Source organism: Halococcus morrhuae DSM 1307, from assembly GCF_000336695.1.
Lineage (GTDB): Archaea > Halobacteriota > Halobacteria > Halobacteriales > Halococcaceae > Halococcus > Halococcus morrhuae.
Genome location: NZ_AOMC01000109.1, coordinates 28,727 through 46,648 on the forward strand (window position 1 = coordinate 28,727; position 17,922 = coordinate 46,648).

Here is a 17,922-nt window from a genome sequence, read left to right on the forward strand (position 1 = left end):
AAGGTCAGCACAACTGACTCGGGTAGCCGTAGCAACACTTATTTTTTGCGCAGAGATCGGTAGCGACGTGACCGAATCGTTTTCCTCGCGGTGGTGGTACGGAATCGCCGCGACGCTCGTACTGTTACTGCTCGTCTGGATCGGGTGGGCAGGCGTCAGATTGACAACCGCTGTCGTGCCCGGGACTGACCCAAGCCAGCTCGTTCCTCACGGCATCGAATCGCTCCTCTTTCTCCTCGGAACGTTCGTTTTCGTGGTCGCAACATGGACGAGTGCACCGATATTCACCATCAGTCTGTTCATGGACGCTCGTGCGGTCAACCGAGGTGATTTCGATTGGCGACCGAATCAGTATCTGTACGGTCTCGTCGGGCTGCTCCATCTCGGTGCGCTGTTTACCGTCGTCGTTTACGCCGTTACCATGCCTGTTGCGCTGTTCTACCTCTATCGTCGTCATCGGTACGTCGGAACTCCCTGATCGCTCCACACGTCGAACGGATGACTGATTCGCCCCGAGCGAGCGCGTCAAGTGGCTTCAGCCCCTTCAATCCATAATGAGCGACACCCAGTCCGGCCCGCTCCAGCCGGACCGCCCAGGAAAAGAGATCCCGTTTCGCGTCGAGGCACCGTTCGATCCCGCGGGCGACCAGCCCGAAGCCATCGAACAGCTCGCGGCGGGGTTCGAGCAGGGGATGGACGCCCAGACCCTGCTCGGTGTCACGGGCTCGGGCAAGACCAACACCGTCTCGTGGCTCGTCGAGGAGATCCAGAAACCAACCCTCGTCATCGCGCACAACAAGACGCTGGCGGCACAGCTCTACGAGGAGTTCCGTAATCTCTTCCCGGACAACGCCGTCGAGTATTTCGTCTCCTACTACGACTACTACCAGCCCGAGGCCTACGTCGAGTCCAGCGACACCTACATCGACAAGGACGCCTCGATCAACGACGAGATCGACAGGCTGCGACACTCGGCGACGCGCTCGCTGCTCACTCGCGACGACGTGATCGTGGTCGCCTCCGTCTCCGCGATCTACGGGCTCGGCGACCCGCGAAACTACATCGACATGAGCCTCGAACTGGAAGTCGGTCAGGAGATCGACCGCGACGAACTGCTCAAGGGGCTCGTCGATCTGAACTACGAACGCAACGACGTCGACTTCACCCAGGGCACGTTTCGGGTCCGGGGCGATACGGTCGAGATCTTCCCGATGTACGGGCGGTACGCCGTCCGCGTGGAGTTCTGGGGTGACGAGATCGACCGCCTCACGAAACTCGATCCACTGGCGGGCGAGGTCAAAAGCGAGGAGCCAGCCATCCTCGTCCACCCGGCGGAACACTACTCGATCCCCGAGAACCGCCTCGATACGGCCATCGAGGAGATCGAGGAGCTGATGGACGAACGGGTCTCCTACTTCGAGCGCGAGGGCGATCTCGTCGCCGCCCAGCGCATCGAGGAGCGCACCACCTTCGATCTCGAAATGCTGCGCGAGACGGGCTACTGCTCGGGGATCGAGAACTACTCGGTGCATCTCTCCGATCGCGATTCGGGCGACGCGCCGTTCACCCTCCTGGACTACTTCCCCGACGACTTTCTGACTGTCATCGACGAATCCCATCAGACCGTGCCCCAGATCAGGGGCCAGTTCGCGGGCGACAAATCCCGCAAGGACTCGCTCGTGGGCAACGGATTCCGCCTGCCAACGGCCTACGACAACCGTCCGCTCCGCCAGCCCGAGTTCGCTGAAAAGACCGGCCAGACCCTCTACGTCAGCGCGACGCCCTCCGACTACGAGCGCGAGCATTCCGAACAGATCGTCGAGCAGATCGTTCGTCCCACTCATCTCGTCGACCCCGCCGTCGAGATCTCCCCCGTGGACGGCCAGATCGATAATCTCCTGGAACGGATCGACGGACGCATCGAGCGCGACGAGCGAATCCTCGTCACGACGCTCACCAAGCGGATGGCCGAGGACCTCACCGAGTACCTCGAAGAGGCCGGCATCGCCGTCGAGTACATGCACGACGAGACCGATACGCTCGAACGCCACGAACTCGTTCGCGGGCTCCGACTCGGCGAGTTCGACGTACTCGTGGGCATCAACCTGCTCCGTGAGGGCCTCGATATTCCCGAAGTATCCTTGGTGGCGATCCTCGACGCCGACCAGGAGGGGTTCCTCCGATCCGAGACCACGCTCGTCCAGACGATGGGTCGCGCAGCGAGAAATGTCAACGGCGAGGTCGTGCTCTACGCCGACGACGTGACCGACTCGATGGAGTCGGCGATCGACGAGACCCAGCGCCGCCGCGAGATCCAGCAGGAATACAACGCCGAGCACGGTTTCGAGCCACGAACGATCGAGAAGGAGGTCGGCGAGACGAACCTCCCCGGATCGGAGACCGACACCGGCGGGACGGCCACCCTCGAACCCGACTCGGCCGAAGGGGCCAGAGAGCTCGTCACCGACCTCGAAGACCGGATGGACGAGGCTGCCGGCAACCTGGAGTTCGAGCTCGCGGCGGACATCCGTGACCGCATCCGCGAACTCCGTGACGAGTTCGAGCTCGAAAGCAAGGGTGGCGTTCCACCCGAAGAAGACGTACCGCCGGAAGCCGAGTTCTAACCGGTCGTCCGCTCCGTCGATCCGTTCTCGACGAACCCAGTCAGCATCTCGTAAAACCCGTACAGCGAGAGTAGAGCGACGACGACGGCGCTCGCGAGGAACGGCGTGTCGATCGCAACGACGCCATAGCCCGCGACGATCATGATACCCGACGAGACGGCGAAGACGAGCAGGAAGACGACCGCCACGCCGAGTCGGTAGCCCTTCCGATCGGACATCGTTGGTTCGACCTTCGATTGCCGTGTGCATATCTCTTTGGCGCAACGACGATCACCGGCCGGGGATCAAAAACAATCTCAGTTGTATTACTGAAAGTAGCATTGGAAAGGTTTATGCGAGTTCCGCGTGCCCGTTCGGTACGGACGCGGTTTCCGTCCGACGGGAATCGCCGGACAGCGATCGACAGCGAGTCACAACTATGTGCCGACAGCTAGCCACACCATGAGCGAAGGAGCACAGGCCACCCAGACGGACGTCGTTCGCCGGGCGCTCGATCGAGCGCGCCCGGACGGGGAGGAGATCATCACCGAGAGCGCTGCCGCGGACGTCGTCACCGCGACCGAACGCGACCTCTACGCGGGCGCGACCGACGCGGAGGCTCGCGAGGCACTCATCGGGGTGCTGACCGCCCGCATCGAGCGCGAACCGCGGTACAAACGGCTCGCCGCCGCAGTGTTCCGCCACCAGCACTACCGCGATGTCACCGGCGAAGAGCCCGGTCCGGAGGGGGTCCCCGAAACGGGCTATCGCGAGACATTCCGTGCGGGTATCGAGCGTGGCATCGAAGTGGATCTCCTCGACGAGCGAATGGGCGAGTTCGATCTCGACGCACTCGCCGACCATCTCGATCCCGCGCGCGACGACCGACTCGAACACATGGCGATGACGACGCTCGCCCAGCGCTACTTCCTCACCATCGACGACGAGCCGATCGAACTCCCGCAGGCGTTCTGGATGCGCGTCGCGATGGGTATCGCGCTCGCCGAACCCGCAGACGAGCGCCTCGCACGCGCGAAGGAGTTCTACGACCAGCTCTCCACCCTCCGCTTTGTCTTCTCGACGCCGACGCTGTTCCACGCGGGCACGACACATCCGCAGCTCTCCTCGTGCTATCTCACGACCGTGCCCGACGACTTAGAGGGGATCTTCGATTCGTACAAGGCCCACGCGAAGCTCTCGAAGTGGTCCGGCGGACTCGGCAACGACTGGACGAACGTCCGGGCGGCGGGCGCACGAATCTCCTCGACGGGCGTCGAATCCACGGGCACGGTACCCTTCCTCAACATCTCGAACGACGTGACCGCGGCGATCAACCGATCGGGAAAGCGCCGTGGCGCGGCGTGTGCCTACCTCGAACCGTGGCATCTCGATTTCCCCGCCTTCCTGGATCTGAAGCGCAACACGGGCGACGAGCGCCGGCGCACCCACGAGATGAACACCGCGGCGTGGGTGCCCGACCTGTTCATGAAGCGCGTCGAGAACGACGAGCGATGGACGCTGTTCTCGCCCGACGCGACGCCCGATCTCCACGGAACCTACGGCGAGGAATTCGAGCAACGGTACCGGGAGTACGAACGACGGGCCGACGAGGGCGAGATCGATCAGTACGAGCGCCGCGACGCCACGGAGCTCTGGCGGACGATGCTCACCCGCCTGTTCGAGACCGGCCATCCCTGGCTCACGTTCAAGGACGCCTGTAACGTCCGCTCGCCCCAGGATCACGCGGGCGTCGTCAACTCCTCGAACCTCTGTACCGAGATCACGCTCAACACCTCCGACGAGGAGACCGCGGTCTGCAATCTCGGCTCGGTAAACCTCGCTCGCCACGTCGACGCGGACGGGATCGACCGCGAACGCCTCGCCGACACGATCGAGACGGCGATGCGGATGCTCGACAACGTGGTGGATCTCAACTTCTACCCCACCGACCGCGCCGAGCGCTCGAACACCCGCCATCGACCGATCGGTCTCGGGATGATGGGATTCCACGAGGCGCTGATCGAACAGGAGATCCCGATGGCGAGCGCGGAGGCCATCGACTTCGCCGACCGCATCACGGAGTTCCACTCCTATCACGCCATCCTCAACTCCTCGCGCCTCGCCGCGGAACGTGGCCCCTACGACTCCTACGAGGGTTCGAAGTGGGACCGCGATCTCTTCCCACAGGACACCGTCCCGCTGCTGGAGGCCGAACGCGACCGCGAGATCCCGATCGACGTGACCGAACGTCTCGATTGGGAACCAGTTCGCGAGCACGTCGCCGAACACGGGATGCGCAACTCGAACACGATGGCGATCGCACCGACGGCGACGATCTCGACGATCGCCGGTACCACCCCCTCGATCGAGCCGCGCTACTCCAACCTCTACGTCAAGTCGAACATGAGCGGTGAGTTCACGGTCGTCAACGACCGCCTCGTCGCCGATCTCGACGAGCACGATCTCTGGGATGAGGAGATGCTCGATCGGATCAAATATCACGACGGCTCGATCCAGGAGATCGACGCCATCCCCGAGGCGATCCGTGAGCGCCACCGCGGCGCGTTCGAGATCGACCCGCGCCACCAGCTCGAACTCGCCGCTCACAGGGGGATTTGGCTCGATCAAAGCCAGTCGGTCAACGTCTTCTTCCCCTCGACGGACGGCTCGCTGCTCGACGACGTCTACCGAACGGCCTGGGAACTCGGCCTGAAGACGACCTACTATCTCCGGACGTTGGGCGCGAGCCAGTTCGAGAAATCCACCATCGACATGGCCGAGTACGGCCGGACGCAGACGCGCGATGTCGAGGACGAGGATACTGACGACGGAGACAGCGACGACGAAACCGACCTTCCGACGGTCGAGGACCCGACCTGCGAGGCTTGCCAGTAATGCCGATCACGTATACCACCGACGCAGACGGACACGACCCGAACAAGATCCTGCCGATCGACTACGAATGGGCACGCGAATACTACCGCGACGGCGTGGCGAACAACTGGACGCCCGAGGAGATCCCGATGGGCGAGGACGTCCGACAGTGGTCGGAGGGCGAACTCAGCGACGCCGAGCGCCAGCTCGTCGAGTGGAACCTCGGCTTCTTCTCGACCGCGGAATCGCTGACCGCGAACAACATCGTGCTCGCGGTCTACGACCACGTCACCGCCCCCGAGTGTCGCCAGTATCTTCTCCGCCAGGCCTACGAGGAGGCCGTCCACACGGACACGTTCATCTACTGCTGTGACAGCCTGGGCTTCGACCCGGACTACCTCTACGGGATGTACGACCGCATTCCTGCCATCGAGGACAAGGACGAGTTCGTGGTCGATCTCACCAGAGTGATCGACCGCGACGACTTCGAGATCCAGAGTCAGGAGGACGTTCGAGCGTTCATGCGCGATCTGATCGGCTTTTACGTCATCATGGAAGGGATCTTCTTCTACGCCGGCTTCGCGATGATGCTCGGACTCAAACGTCAGGGGAAGATGACCGGCGTCGGCCAGCAGTTCGAGTACATCATGCGCGACGAGTCGCTCCATCTGGGATTCGGCGTCGATCTCATCGACGCCATCCGTACGGAAACCGGCGCGTGGACCGCCGACTTCGGTCGGGAGGTCCGTGAGCTCGTTACCGAGGCCGTCGATCTCGAACGTCGCTACGCCCGCAAGGCCTGCCCCAACGAGATCCTCGGGATGGGCCCCGACCAGTTCGCCGACTACGTCGAGTACGTCGCTGACCGCCGGCTCGGCCAGCTCGATCTCGACCCCGAGTACGGGACCGACAACCCGTTCCCGTGGCTCTCGGAGGCCGCCGATCTCAACAAGGAGAAGAACTTCTTCGAGACCCAGGTGACGGAGTACCGCACTGGCGGCTCGCTGGAGTGGTGAGCGTGGCCGAAGCGAACGCCGCGGCCGACCGCACGATCGCCGACGAGAGCGTTGACGACCGGAACGCCGGCGAAGTGACTCTCGGCGAATCGTACACGGAGACGAGCGAGATCCTGATGCCGACCGACACCAACAATCTGGGACGCGCGCTCGGCGGGCGGGTGCTCCACTGGATGGACATCTGCGCAGCGATCGCCTCGCGGCGGTTCTCGGGCGGGCTGACCGTCACCGCCGCGATGGAGGGTGTCGAGTTCCTCGCACCGATCGAACAGGGCGAGATCGTCACGCTCTCGGGCTACGTCTTCGCGACGGGGCGGACGAGCATGGACGTGAAAGTCACCGTCACGGCCGAGCACCCGGCGGCCGACGAGCTCCGCGAGACGACGACCTCGTTTTTCACGTTCGTCGCCGTCGACGGTTCGCACGGCACACGACCGGTGCCCGACCTCGCCTGCGCGAACGATCACCAGCACGCGCTCCGCGAGCGTGCCCTGGAACAGCATCAAGATCGCCACGAGCGCACCGGGTAGTTCCCGCAGACACAGCTTTTCGGCCGTTTCGAACCTTCTCAAGATCGCTCTACGAATTCGATCGGTGATTGTATGATCGTTTCGATGAAGGCAGAAGTTTAACTTATCACGAAAAACAACTCTGTAACCATGATGGATCCATCTTCGTTAGAAGTCGAAGACACACCCTCCGAGTCCGCGTTCGAGACTCGCTCACAGCTGGACATGCTCGTCTTTCTCGTCGCACTCATCGGTGCCGGCGTGACCCTGGGACCCACGATCGGCTTTCTGGCCGGGCTGATCTGTATCGGGATCGCCGTCATCACTCTCGGTCGACTCTACGGTCGAGAATTTCGGTGACGTGACCGTCCACAGTCCGTAACGTCGCGAACTCAGAGTCGCCCCTGGATCGTCGTGGCGGTCTTCTCGCCGACGCCCGACACCGACTGGAGTTCGTCGGGCGAGGCCGCGCGCACCCCATCGATGCTGCCAAAGCGCCGGAGCAGGCGTTTTCTGGTCTGCGGGCCGATACCGGGAACGTCGTCGAGAACGGTCGACACCTCGTCGCGCAGGGTCTGGTGGTACTGGACCGCGAACCGATGGGATTCGTCGCGCACGCGCTGGAGCAGGTGGCGCTCGGGTGCGTCGTCGGGCCACGCGAAACTCCCATCGGGGGTGACGACGCGCTCTTCGGCCTTCGCCAGCCCGATCGCCGGCACGTCCCAGCCGACTTCGGAGAGCGCATCGCATGCGGCGTTCAACTGCCCTTCACCGCCGTCGATGAGCAGCAGATCGGGCTCCGATCTGTCGTCCTGCCCTTCGACTGCTCGGCGCGCGCGCCACGCCACGAGCGCATGCATGTTGGCGTAGTCGTCGTTCTCGTCTTGCAGCTTCTTCCGTCGGTAGTCGGATTTCTCGGGACTGCCGTCAACGAACGTCACGTCGCTGCCGACGGCGGCCCGGCCCTGCGCGTGGCTCACGTCGAACCCCTCGATCCTGTTGGCGCGCCCGATGCCGAGACGTTCGGCGAGCGCCGCCGTTCCGTCGGCCTTTCCGCGCCCGCGGCGGGCGTTTTTGAGCGCCAGCTCCACGAGGGTCGCTTCGCGCCCCGCGCCGGGAACGCGCACCGCAACACTCTCGTCGTCGAGCCAATCGTCGAGTTCGTCGTCGGTGAACCGTTCGGAGAGCAACAGTGCGTCGGGCAGCGAGCGCTCGGCGTAATACTGGACGATGAACGCGGCGAGAACGCTCCCCACACCCTCCTCGCCGTCGTCGGGCACCGAGAGCGTGTGGCGATCGCGCTCGACGAGCTGGCCGCCCTCGCTGTGTAATCTGGCGACCGTCGCGCGCTCGCCCTCGACGACCGCACCGAGCACGTCGACCCACTCCTCGTTGGTTTGGGCCGATACGGCCTCGCCGCCGCCCTCGTGGAACGATTCCACGACCTGAAGCTTGTCGCGCAGGTTCGCGGCCCGCTCGAAATTCTGCTCCTCTGTGGCGCGCTCCATCTCGCGGCGCAGCGGGTCGGCGAGCAGTCCCGGGCTCCCCTCGAAAAAGCGCTCGACGGACTCGACGTCGGCGATGTACTCCTCACTCCCGATCTCGCCGGTACACGGTGCGGTGCAGAGCCCGAGATCGTGATCGAGACAGGGCCGATCGCGCCCGGCGAACTTGTGATCGGAGCAGCCCCGTACGCCGTAGGTCTCCCGAAGCGCCTTCACGACGGTCTCGACGCGCCCGCGCTCGGTGTAGGGACCGAACGCCACGGCCCCGGGGTTGGGGTCGCGCGTGATCTCGATGCGCGGGAACTCGTGATCGGTGAGCTGGACGAGTGGATAGGACTTGTCGTCCTTCAGGCGGACGTTGTAGCGTGGCTGATGGCGTTTGATCAGGTTCGCTTCGAGCAGGAGCGCCTGTGTTTCGGTGTCCGTCACCGCACATTCGATCTCCTCGGCGCGTTCGACCATCCTCGCGATGCGCCGCGAGCGCGGGTCGGCGTACGAGCGCACCCGTTCGCGGATATCGACGGCCTTCCCCACGTAGAGCGTCGTCTCGCCCTCCTGGAACTGATAGACGCCAGGTTCGCGTGGGAGCTCGCCGGCGTGCTCGCGGACGTGCGCTGCGTCCATCGACTACCGAAGGCACGCGAGGCGTTTGATACTGTCGATCAGAACGTCATCGCCCGCACCGACCGCGTTCACGGCTCCGTGACGGTAATCACGATACGTCAGATCGCCGATCAGTCGGACGGGTTCTCCTCGTGTGGCGAGCGCGCGGCCTCTGGCCCCTGCCCGTCGAGACTGATGATGTTCTCGCGCCCGATCGAGAGCTTCTCGACGCTGCCGTCCTCGTTCATCGACGAGAGTAGTCGGCTCACCTTTGCCTTCGACCACTCGGTTCGCTCGACGATCTGTGACTGTTTCATCCGCCCGCCATGGTCGCGCAGCAGCGCCAGCACGCGGTCCTCGTCGGTCATCGGCATCGGATCGGCGATCTCGGTTGTGGGCTCCGCATCGCTGGGCGAATCCGTGCCGTCCTCCGAATCGGCTGCCGGTTCGTCGGTGTCCGACCCCAGATGCAGCAGGCTGCCGTCGCGTTCGCGCCATCGGCGGCGGACGAACGCGCCGACGGCCACGACGACGGCGATGACGAGTATCGCGCCGACGACGAGCCAGATCGGTGTCAGGTCGTTGGTCGGGTTCGTCCCGAGCATCGCTTCGAGATCGTCGTCGAGCCCGTCGCCGTCGGTGTCGCTCGCGGTCGGATCGGTGCCGCGCTGGACTTCGATCCCGTCGCGGATGCCGTCACCGTCGCTGTCGGGATCCTGCGGGTCGGAGCCGTACTGGTTGACCTCCGCGCCGTCGGTCAGTCCGTCGGCATCCATGTCCGGGTTCGAGACGTTGTAGCCCGCCTCGACCTCGCGGGCGTTGGTCAACCCGTCGCCGTCGAAGTCACCCTGTCGACGGAGCACCGTCACGGAGACGGTCGTGCGGTCGAGCACCGTCGCGTTGCTCGCGTTCGAGAGCTTCTGGAGCTCGACGGCGAGTCTCTGCTCGCCGGTGGCGTTTTGCGGCCACGTGACGTTCGTGAACTCGGCGGTGCCGTTGGTGCCGTTCGGCAGCGCTTCGAGCCCACAGTCGAGCGTTCGCGTCGTCCCCTTCCGATCGGCACCGAGACAGACGCGGTAGTTGCGGGCGTCCGGTTGGTCGGCGAAGCCGACGCTGACGTTGAGCGACTCGTCGCTCCAGAGATACGTGGAGCCGTTTGCAGGATCGTTGGTGATGACGCCGCTGCCCGACACCTCGATCGTGCCGATGCCGTCGTTCGACTGCGCGACGGCCGGGACGGCGGCGCTGGCGAGTACCACCAGACAGAGCACTCCTGCCAAGATACGCGCGCCGTCGCTCATCCTTCGCCTATCTTCTGCGTGCGCTCGGTATTATACTGTCGGTCAGTCGGCAGCTGCACATATCCCGCCGTAATCGGTCTCTCCGATCGGCTGTCGGATCGACACAGCGCCATCAGCACGGCGATATCGCTATCGACGAGTGTGGTTGATAAAAACGAACGGTCGGCAGCACCGACCGCATATCGGTTTTGAGAGGGCTGGGGACCGAATTTAGGCTGCGGCTTCGGTCGTCGTGTTGCCCATCATCTCGGTACCTTCCATCTCCGTACCCATGTCGGTACCTTCCATCATGGTCTCTTCGTCGCCCATCATGGTCGTCTCTTCACCGTCCTCCATCATGGTCTCCTCACCGTCCTCCATCATCGTCGTCTCTTCGGCCATGCCGCCGTCTTCCATCATGGAAGTTTCCTCGGCAGCACCGCCGTCCATCGCAGTCGTTCCTTCGCTACTGTTGTTACCGCCACCGCCGCCCATACAGCCGGCGAAGACGAGCAGCGCGGCAACGAGACCGACCGCCAGAACGCGCCGTGAGGGGAGCCGCTCCCCGAGCGCGTCGAATGGTTTGCTTGTCATGCGTTCTGCACTCGACACCAGCAGCCTCGACCACATAAATAGCCCGTCCTGTTCCGACTGTTGCGGACCGTTACAGCCGCTGAGACGCCGATTCACGCGCATTTCTTCATGTTCGAACAACACGTGTCTGACGTTTGGCTGACGACTGTCCGCCACCCCCGTCCTGTGACGGCCGGTTCGCGAGCCGATCATCGTCGTCCGCGGCCAACGGTCCCTTTTCGAGCGCCACGTACTGCACGAAACGGCCATTTCCATTCGGATGTCCAACCGTTTCACGCCCGAAACGGTTGGTTTCACGTCGTTTTTCTCGCCCGATCGTCGTTTCTCACGGCGGTGAATCGGGAGCCGGCGGGCGTATTCGGTGCAGATCCGTCGTTGAGCGCGACGAAGGGGAAAGCCCATACCGTGGTGTCGAAAACACCCCCACATGGCAGCCATCGAACTCGATGGAGTGACCAAGCGCTACGACGGCGGGCTCGGGCTCCCGGGACGGTCGAGCGATCCCGTCGAGGCGCTTTCGGATCTCGACCTGACGGTCCGGGAGGGCGACATCTACGGCTTTCTCGGGCCGAACGGGGCGGGGAAATCGACGACGATCAACGTGCTGCTCGACTTCGTTCGGCCGACGGCGGGGAGCGCGCGCGTGCTCGATCTCGACGCCCGCACCGAGAGCCAGCAGGTGCGCGAGCGCGTCGGCGTGCTCCCGGAGGGGTTCTCGCCGTACGACCGCCTGACCGGCCGTCAGCATCTCGATTTCGCCATCGGGTCGAAAAACGCCGCCGACAGCCCATCGGAAATCGCCGAGCGAGTGGGGATCGCCGACGCGCTCGACCGAAAGGCCGGCGGCTACTCGAAGGGGATGGCCCAGCGCCTCGTCCTCGGCATGGCGCTCGTCGGCCAGCCGGACCTGCTGATCCTCGACGAACCCTCGACGGGACTGGATCCGAACGGCGCGCGCGAGATGCGCGATATCGTCCGCGCCGAGCGCGATCGCGGCGCGACGGTGTTCTTCTCCAGTCACGTCCTCGGTCAGGTCGAACCGGTCTGTGATCGGGTCGGCATCCTTCGGGACGGCGAACTCGTCGCCGAGGACACCGTCGAGGGGCTGCGCGACGCCGCCGGCGGCGAGACGACGCTCGCAGTCGACGTCGAGCGTCTGCCCGACGACGCGGTGGCGGCGGTCCGCGCGCTCGACGGCGTCTCGACGGTCCGTGCGGACGGACAGCAACTGACCGTCGACTGTGTGGACGGCGCGAAGACCACGGTGTTGTCGACGCTCGAAGACAACGGCGCGCCGGTAGCCGATTTCGATACGACGGGAGCCTCGCTGGAGGAAGTCTTCGCGAGCTACACCACCGGCGAGCGGGAGGTCCGCGCGTGAGCACGCTCGCGGTCGCGCGCAAGGATTTTCAGGATGCGATCCGTTCACGAGTGCTGCTCGGGCTGACAGGTTTGTTCGTGCTGTTCGTCGCGGGTGCGTCGTATTTCTTCGCGCGCATCCAGCCGGCCCCGGGCGGCGGCGATCCGACGGCGCTGGTGCTCATCTTCTCGCTGCTGACGCCCGCGGGCCTGCTCGTGCCGATCATCGGGCTGGCGCTCGGCTACAAGGCCGTCGCCGGCGAGCGCGAGAGCGGGCGCATCAAGCTGCTGCTCTCGCTGCCCCACTCCCGGCTCGACGTCGTGCTCGGGAAGACGCTCGGCCGCACGAGCGTGCTCGTCGTGCCGATCCTCGTCGGCTTCGCCGTCGGCGCGGCGGTGATCTTCTGGCAGTCGAGTCGCTTCACGCCGGTGAACTATCTCGTGTTCGCGTTCGTGACCGTCCTGCTCGGGCTGGCCTACATCGCGATCGGCGTCGCGATCTCGTCGGCGACGACCTCGACGTTTCGCGCGCTCATCGGTGGCATCTCACTGCTCGTCGTTCTGGAGTTCCTCTGGCAACAGGTGCTCCTCGCGGTCGTCTACCTCGTGAACGGGCTCAGTCTGCCCCAGCAGCCGCCCGGCGACTGGTACTACTTCCTCCAGTCGCTCCCGCCCGGCAGCGCCTACAGCAGCGCCGCACGATCGCTGCTCCCCCAGAACCCGACGACGCTCGCCGTCACAGGTCAAACCCCCGACGCGTTCTACCTCCAGGACTGGTTCGGGTTCGTCATCCTCGCGGCTTGGATCGTCGTCCCGCTCGCGCTCGGCTATCTCCGCTTCGAGGGGACCGACCTCTAAGGTTCGCTCCCGTCAGAATTCGATCCCGTGTTCGTCGAGCAGCGCCACGAACTCCTCTTCGGTGAGTTCGGGCACCTCCTCCTGTACGGCGTCGTCGCGCTTCGTCTGTCCGGGGTTCTCGCCGACCACCAGGTAGTCGGTGTTGCCCGAGACGCTTCCTGTGCTACTCGCGCCGTGCTGTTCGACGAGGCTCTCGGCCTCCTCACGCGTCAGCTCCGATAGCCCGCCCGTGAACACGAACGTCTCGCCGACGAGTGCGTCGCCACGCTCGTGCTCGATCGACTCGGGTTCGACGCCGCGCTCGCGCAGGCCGGCGACCGTCTCCCGGTTCCGTTCGCTATCGAAGAACTCCCGGATCTCGCTCGCGACGCGTGGGCCGATGTCCGGCACCTCGCGGAGTTCGTCCTCGCTCGCATCCATCAACGCATCTAGCGTTCCGAACTCGCGGGCGAGGCTCTCGGCGGTCGTCGATCCCACCTCGGGGACGCCGAGCGCGGTGAGGAACTCCGGGAGCGGGGGTTCTTTCGCTGCATCGAGCTCCGTTCGGAGGTTCGCCGCGCTCTTCTCGCCCCACCCATCCAGACGGGCGAGATCCGCCTCTCGGAGATCGTAGAGATCGGGGATCGATTCGACCAGTTCAGCATCGAGCAACTGATCGATGCGCTCCTCGCCCAGCCCCTCGATGTCAAGTCCTTCGCGGCTGGCGTAGTGTTCCAGCGCGCGCTGGAGCTGTGCGGGACAGGCCACCCCGCCCGTACAGAACGCGAGCGGGCCGTCGCGCTCGATCGCGCTGTCACAGATCGGACAGCGATCGGGGAATTCGAAGGTGTCCTCGCCGCCGTCCTCGACGACCTCGACGACGTACGGGATCACGTCGCCCGCGCGCTGGAGACGCACCCGATCGCCGGTGTTCACGCCGAGCTCCTCGATTTCGCCGGGGTTGTGCAGCGTCGCCCGCGAGACCTCGACGCCGCCGACCTCGACGGGATCGAGCAGCGCGACCGGCGTCACTCGCCCCGTTCGACCGATCTGCACGGTAATGTCGGTGATTCGTGTGATTTCGCTCCGCGCGGGGAACTTGTAGGCGTAGGCCCAGCGCGGGGCGCGCGCGGTCGTCCCGAGCCGCTCGCAGGCCGCGAGATCGTTCACCTTGAACACCGTCCCGTCGATCTCGTAGTTCAGCTCCTCGCGCGCCTCGCCAAGGCGATCGCGGTAGTCAATAGCGCCCTCGATGCTCCCGACAACGTCCATCCGATCGTTGACGGGCAGACCCCACTCGGGTAGTTTCCGATACTGCTCTTCGTGGCTCGCGAACGCGTAGCTCGTTTCGAGCACGCCGAAAAAGAAGCACGCGAGCGGGCGCTCGGCGGTGACGGCGGGGTCGAGCTGGCGGAGCGTGCCCGCGGCTGCGTTTCTCGGGTTCGCGAACGGGTCGTCGCCGCGCTCGACGCGCTCGCGGTTGTGTTCGGCGAAAGCGTCGCGCGGCATGTAGACCTCGCCGCGCACGGCGAGATACTCGGGATATTCTCCTCGGAGACGCTGTGGAACCGACCCGATGGTGCGGACGTTCTGTGTCACGTCGTCACCCTCGCGGCCGTCTCCGCGGGTCGCGGCGCGCTCGTAGACGCCGTCCTCGTAGACGACCTCGATCGAGAGCCCGTCGAACTTCGGCTCGCAGACGTATTCGATCCCGTCGCCCTCGTCCTCGAACTCCGCGAGCGACTGCTGGCCGCCTCCCTCCCCGAGTTCGCGACGCACGCGTTCGTCGAACTCCCGGACCTCCTCGGGATCACCGCTGGAGTCGATCGAGAGCATCGGCGCGACGTGGTCCACGGTCACGAGTTCGTCGAGCGGTTCGCCGCCGATGCGCCGGGTCGGGCTCGTCTCGCTCGCGATGTCGAAGGAGTTTTCGAGCGATTCGAGCCGGGAGAAGAGCGCGTCGTAGGTCCGATCGGGGATCCCCGGGTCGGCCTCGATGTAGTACCGATGGTCGTGTCGGCGGATCGCCTCGCGCAGCTGCTCGGCCTGCTCGCGCGCCTGCTCCTCGTCGAGCGTTGCGAGGTCGTCGAACTCCGTTGGCGGATCGCGGAGATAGGGGTTGTCCGCGTCCGCGGCGTCCGAGGCGGTCATTGCCCCAGCTATTCCGGGGCTCCGCTTAGGTGGTTCGCCTCGGCGCAGTTCAGACGCATTTCTTTCTCCTTGCTCTACGGGTCGATTGATCATTGGTCATCTGTGGTCACAGTTCGTGCGCTCAGTAAATACATTCCTCTACAGAATAGTCAGAAATCTATATCAATCAGTGATTTCGTTTGCTTCTGCAGTAGTGAGGACGGTACATATCTGAGTGCGGTATTTCGAATCCTCGCCACAGTCGGATGGTCGATCTGCGCCAGCCGACCCTGGATTCGTGACTGGCGACGTACGGATTCCGCTCGCTCTTTGCGACGAGCTTCGTAGTCCGCGAGCGCACGACGGGTGGTTCCGTGAGTGGCTATGGAATCAGCGAGAACGATAGCGTCTTCCATCGCTTGTGCACTTCCTTGCGCGAGATTTGGTGTCATCGCATGCGCAGCATCACCGAGGAGAGCAACGCGGCCGCTGGTCCAGTAGGTGAGTCGTGGCAGATCGGTTAGTGGTGTGCGGAGAAGCGTCTCGTCGTTGGTTCTGGCGATGAGGTCTGGAATGGGATCGACGAATTTCCGATATCGCTCGGCGAGTTTACTGGCGGTGGCTTCGGGTGCTGTCCCGGGGCGTGACGCCACGATCGAGGCAAACCAGTATACCTGCTCGTCACTGACCGGAAAATAGCCGAAACGCAACCCCCGACCCCAAAACTCCATTCCCTTTGGAGTGATGTCATCGAGAACCGTTACATCAACGAGGCCTCGATAGGCCACTTCACCAGCGTATCGTGGCTGATTGCCTGGGAGGACGTGCTCTCGAACGGTCGAGTCGATACCATCGGCACCGACAACGAGGTTTGCCGTTTTTTCGTTTCCAGCAGCGAACTGGACCGCGGGCTGCTCCGGGTCGATTCCCTCACATTCCACCCCGAGTCGCAGCCGTTCTTTGGAGAGTCGTTCGACGAGGATGGACTGAAGATCCGCCCGGTGGATCGCTACCATGACGTGATCGAGCCCGAGTCGGTTTGCAGGGGCACGAAAATCCATCGGCATGAGCAGCTGCCCTGCTTCGGTTCGCAGCTCGATCCGATCCAGAACGACGCCCTGCTCGATAACGGCATCGGCGACACCGAGTTCGTTGAGCGCTTGCATTCCGTTCGGACCGATTCCGATTCCGAACCCAACGGGGCGAAGTTCGTTCGTCCTCTCGAACACGATTGGATCGAAGCCGCGGTTCTGTAGTCCAATAGCTGTGCAGAGTCCGCCGATCCCGGCACCGATGATTGCGACATCAGCCATCCGTACGGCCGAGTAGCTGTGCCGGCCACTTGACGATCCACCTTCTTCGAATCGCTGATCCGCCTCACCGCTCTCGTGGCAAGTACGGCGATAACGCCGAGGCTTATGTGAGCCGAGGCGGATACACGGCCATGAGCGACGACTTTCTCCTGCTGAACCCCGGGCCGGTGCCGATCACCGACGCGGTCCGCGAGGCGATGGACGCACCGATGGTCTCGCACCGCTCGGCAGAGTTCGAGGCGGTCTACGAGCGCGCCCAGGACGGCCTGGAGTACGTCTTCGAACACTCGACCCCACAGGAAGAGACGACCAGCGCCGGCGGCACCGGTCTGGTTCTCAACGGGACGGCGACGATGGGGATGGAGGCCGCCGTCGCCAACCTCACGGACGCCGAGAACGAGGTCGTCGCGCTCGTCAACGGGAAGTTCGGCCGGCGGTTCAAGCGCATCGCCGAGCGCTACGCCCGTGTGACGCCGGTCGAGGTCACGTGGGGCGAGGCGTTCGATCTCGAGACGGTCGCCGAGCACGTCACCGACGACACCGATCTGGTGACGATGGTCCACAACGAGACGAGCACTGGCATCTTGAACCCCGTCGCCGAAATCGGCGAGATAGCGACCGAGCACGACGCCCGGTTCGTCGTCGACGGCGTCACTTCGATCGGCGGCGACGTCTTCCGGATCGACGACTGGAACGTCGACATCGCCATCACGGACTCCCAGAAGGCGCTCGCCGCGCCACCGGGGATCAGCGCGCTGTACGTGGCCGACCGTGCGGTCGAACACCTGGATGGCGAGCGCGCGCCCTTCTACGCCGACCTGGAGTGGCATCTCCGCAAAGCCGCCGATCACCAGACGCCGTTCACGAGCGCCGTCCCGCTGTTCCGGGCGCTCGCGGTCGCCGTCGAGGAGATCGAGGCCGAGGGGATGGACAGACGCATCGGCCGTCACCGCCGGCAGGCCGCCGCCTTCCGCGCCGGCTTCGCCGCGATGGGGCTCGACGACTTTCCGACGCTCGACGACGCCAGCGAGCGCTCGAACACCGTCACGGCGATCGAACTGCCCGAATCCGTTCGCGAGAATCCTGAGGAGTTCTTCGACGCCGTCGCCGAACGAAACGTCTCGATCAGCGGCGGTCAGGCCCATCTCGACGGGGAGATCTTCCGGGTGAGCAACATGGGCCAGCTCACCGACGAGCAGGTGCTCCGCGGCGTCGAGACGGTCGGCGAAGCGCTCGCCGACGTCGGCTACGACGCCGATCCCGCGGCGGGTCGCGACGCCGCGCGCACCGAACTCTGAT

Annotated in this window: 15 protein-coding genes; 9 read left to right on the forward strand and 6 right to left on the reverse strand. The window is 64.6% G+C overall.

Annotated elements, in window-relative coordinates; genetic code table 11:
- The first annotated feature begins 67 nt into the window (after positions 1-67).
- Both C448_RS08555 and uvrB read left to right on the forward strand, forming a co-directional pair.
- Entirely contained in the window at positions 68-478 is a 411-nt protein-coding gene (locus C448_RS08555) for a hypothetical protein (RefSeq protein WP_004053923.1), read from the forward strand.
- A 76-nt stretch (positions 479-554) separates the two neighbouring features.
- Positions 555-2,624, forward strand: a complete 2,070-nt coding sequence (uvrB, locus tag C448_RS08560) for an excinuclease ABC subunit UvrB (protein WP_004053925.1) — start codon at positions 555-557, stop codon at positions 2,622-2,624.
- Here uvrB and C448_RS08565 read toward each other — a convergent pair.
- Positions 2,621-2,842 (reverse strand): hypothetical protein, encoded by a 222-nt coding sequence (locus C448_RS08565; RefSeq protein ID WP_004053926.1) that lies wholly within the window; start codon positions 2,840-2,842, stop codon positions 2,621-2,623. The genes uvrB and C448_RS08565 overlap by 4 nt on opposite strands.
- Positions 2,843-3,065: 223 nt before the next feature.
- Between C448_RS08565 and C448_RS08570 the strand changes: the two genes are divergently transcribed.
- From C448_RS08570 to C448_RS08585, 4 genes are all read left to right on the forward strand, one after another.
- Positions 3,066-5,498: a ribonucleoside-diphosphate reductase subunit alpha gene (locus C448_RS08570; RefSeq protein WP_004053928.1), complete on the forward strand. Its 2,433-nt coding sequence runs from the start codon at positions 3,066-3,068 to the stop codon at positions 5,496-5,498.
- Positions 5,498-6,493: a ribonucleotide-diphosphate reductase subunit beta gene (locus C448_RS08575; RefSeq protein WP_004053930.1), complete on the forward strand. Its 996-nt coding sequence runs from the start codon at positions 5,498-5,500 to the stop codon at positions 6,491-6,493. Before C448_RS08570 ends, C448_RS08575 begins: the two co-directional genes overlap by 1 nt.
- A 116-nt stretch (positions 6,494-6,609) precedes the next feature.
- Complete coding sequence (locus C448_RS08580) at positions 6,610-7,023, forward strand: acyl-CoA thioesterase (RefSeq protein ID WP_394294947.1); 414 nt, start codon at positions 6,610-6,612, stop codon at positions 7,021-7,023.
- 129 nt (positions 7,024-7,152) lie between these two features.
- Positions 7,153-7,362, forward strand: coding sequence for a hypothetical protein (locus C448_RS08585; RefSeq protein ID WP_004053934.1), 210 nt, complete (start codon positions 7,153-7,155; stop codon positions 7,360-7,362).
- A gap of 32 nt (positions 7,363-7,394) precedes the next feature.
- Here the strand turns inward: C448_RS08585 and C448_RS08590 are convergent, their stop codons facing one another.
- From C448_RS08590 to C448_RS08600, 3 genes are all read right to left on the reverse strand, one after another.
- Entirely contained in the window at positions 7,395-9,131 is a 1,737-nt protein-coding gene (locus tag C448_RS08590) for an excinuclease ABC subunit C (RefSeq protein WP_004053936.1), read from the reverse strand.
- Positions 9,132-9,241: 110 nt separating this feature from the next.
- Entirely contained in the window at positions 9,242-10,411 is a 1,170-nt protein-coding gene (locus C448_RS08595; protein ID WP_004053937.1) for a helix-turn-helix transcriptional regulator, read from the reverse strand.
- Between the two features lie 210 nt (positions 10,412-10,621).
- Complete coding sequence (locus C448_RS08600) at positions 10,622-10,984, reverse strand: hypothetical protein (RefSeq protein ID WP_004053938.1); 363 nt, start codon at positions 10,982-10,984, stop codon at positions 10,622-10,624.
- Positions 10,985-11,411: 427 nt separating this feature from the next.
- Here C448_RS08600 and C448_RS08605 point away from each other — a divergent pair, with 427 nt between their 5' ends.
- Both C448_RS08605 and C448_RS08610 read left to right on the forward strand, forming a co-directional pair.
- Positions 11,412-12,365, forward strand: a complete 954-nt coding sequence (locus tag C448_RS08605; protein ID WP_004053939.1) for an ABC transporter ATP-binding protein — start codon at positions 11,412-11,414, stop codon at positions 12,363-12,365.
- Entirely contained in the window at positions 12,362-13,201 is an 840-nt protein-coding gene (locus tag C448_RS08610; RefSeq protein ID WP_004053941.1) for an ABC transporter permease, read from the forward strand. The genes C448_RS08605 and C448_RS08610 overlap by 4 nt, the downstream gene beginning before the upstream one ends.
- 12 nt (positions 13,202-13,213) lie before the next feature.
- Here the strand turns inward: C448_RS08610 and ligA are convergent, their stop codons facing one another.
- On the reverse strand, positions 13,214-15,331 hold the full coding sequence (gene ligA, locus C448_RS08615) for an NAD-dependent DNA ligase LigA (RefSeq protein ID WP_004053943.1): 2,118 nt from the start codon (positions 15,329-15,331) through the stop codon (positions 13,214-13,216).
- A gap of 149 nt (positions 15,332-15,480) precedes the next feature.
- Positions 15,481-16,623: an FAD-dependent monooxygenase gene (locus tag C448_RS15550; protein ID WP_004053945.1), complete on the reverse strand. Its 1,143-nt coding sequence runs from the start codon at positions 16,621-16,623 to the stop codon at positions 15,481-15,483.
- A 131-nt stretch (positions 16,624-16,754) separates the two neighbouring features.
- Between C448_RS15550 and C448_RS08625 the strand changes: the two genes are divergently transcribed.
- Positions 16,755-17,921, forward strand: coding sequence for a pyridoxal-phosphate-dependent aminotransferase family protein (locus tag C448_RS08625; protein ID WP_004053946.1), 1,167 nt, complete (start codon positions 16,755-16,757; stop codon positions 17,919-17,921).
- Position 17,922 lies beyond the last annotated feature (1 nt).

Bases quoted from the DNA above. Each gene is read 5' to 3' on its own strand.
- C448_RS08585 (WP_004053934.1), top strand. From the start codon at position 7,153: ATGATGGATCCATCTTCGTTAGAAGTCGAAGACACACCCTCCGAGTCC.
- C448_RS08600 (WP_004053938.1), bottom strand. From the start codon at position 10,984: ATGACAAGCAAACCATTCGACGCGCTCGGGGAGCGGCTCCCCTCACGG.
- C448_RS08580 (WP_394294947.1), top strand. From the start codon at position 6,610: ATGCCGACCGACACCAACAATCTGGGACGCGCGCTCGGCGGGCGGGTG.
- C448_RS08575 (WP_004053930.1), top strand. From the start codon at position 5,498: ATGCCGATCACGTATACCACCGACGCAGACGGACACGACCCGAACAAG.
- C448_RS15550 (WP_004053945.1), bottom strand. From the start codon at position 16,623: ATGGCTGATGTCGCAATCATCGGTGCCGGGATCGGCGGACTCTGCACA.
- C448_RS08565 (WP_004053926.1), bottom strand. From the start codon at position 2,842: ATGTCCGATCGGAAGGGCTACCGACTCGGCGTGGCGGTCGTCTTCCTG.
- C448_RS08625 (WP_004053946.1), top strand. From the start codon at position 16,755: ATGAGCGACGACTTTCTCCTGCTGAACCCCGGGCCGGTGCCGATCACC.
- C448_RS08570 (WP_004053928.1), top strand. From the start codon at position 3,066: ATGAGCGAAGGAGCACAGGCCACCCAGACGGACGTCGTTCGCCGGGCG.
- ligA (WP_004053943.1), bottom strand. From the start codon at position 15,331: ATGACCGCCTCGGACGCCGCGGACGCGGACAACCCCTATCTCCGCGAT.
- C448_RS08605 (WP_004053939.1), top strand. From the start codon at position 11,412: ATGGCAGCCATCGAACTCGATGGAGTGACCAAGCGCTACGACGGCGGG.
- uvrB (WP_004053925.1), top strand. From the start codon at position 555: ATGAGCGACACCCAGTCCGGCCCGCTCCAGCCGGACCGCCCAGGAAAA.
- C448_RS08595 (WP_004053937.1), bottom strand. From the start codon at position 10,411: ATGAGCGACGGCGCGCGTATCTTGGCAGGAGTGCTCTGTCTGGTGGTA.
- C448_RS08590 (WP_004053936.1), bottom strand. From the start codon at position 9,131: ATGGACGCAGCGCACGTCCGCGAGCACGCCGGCGAGCTCCCACGCGAA.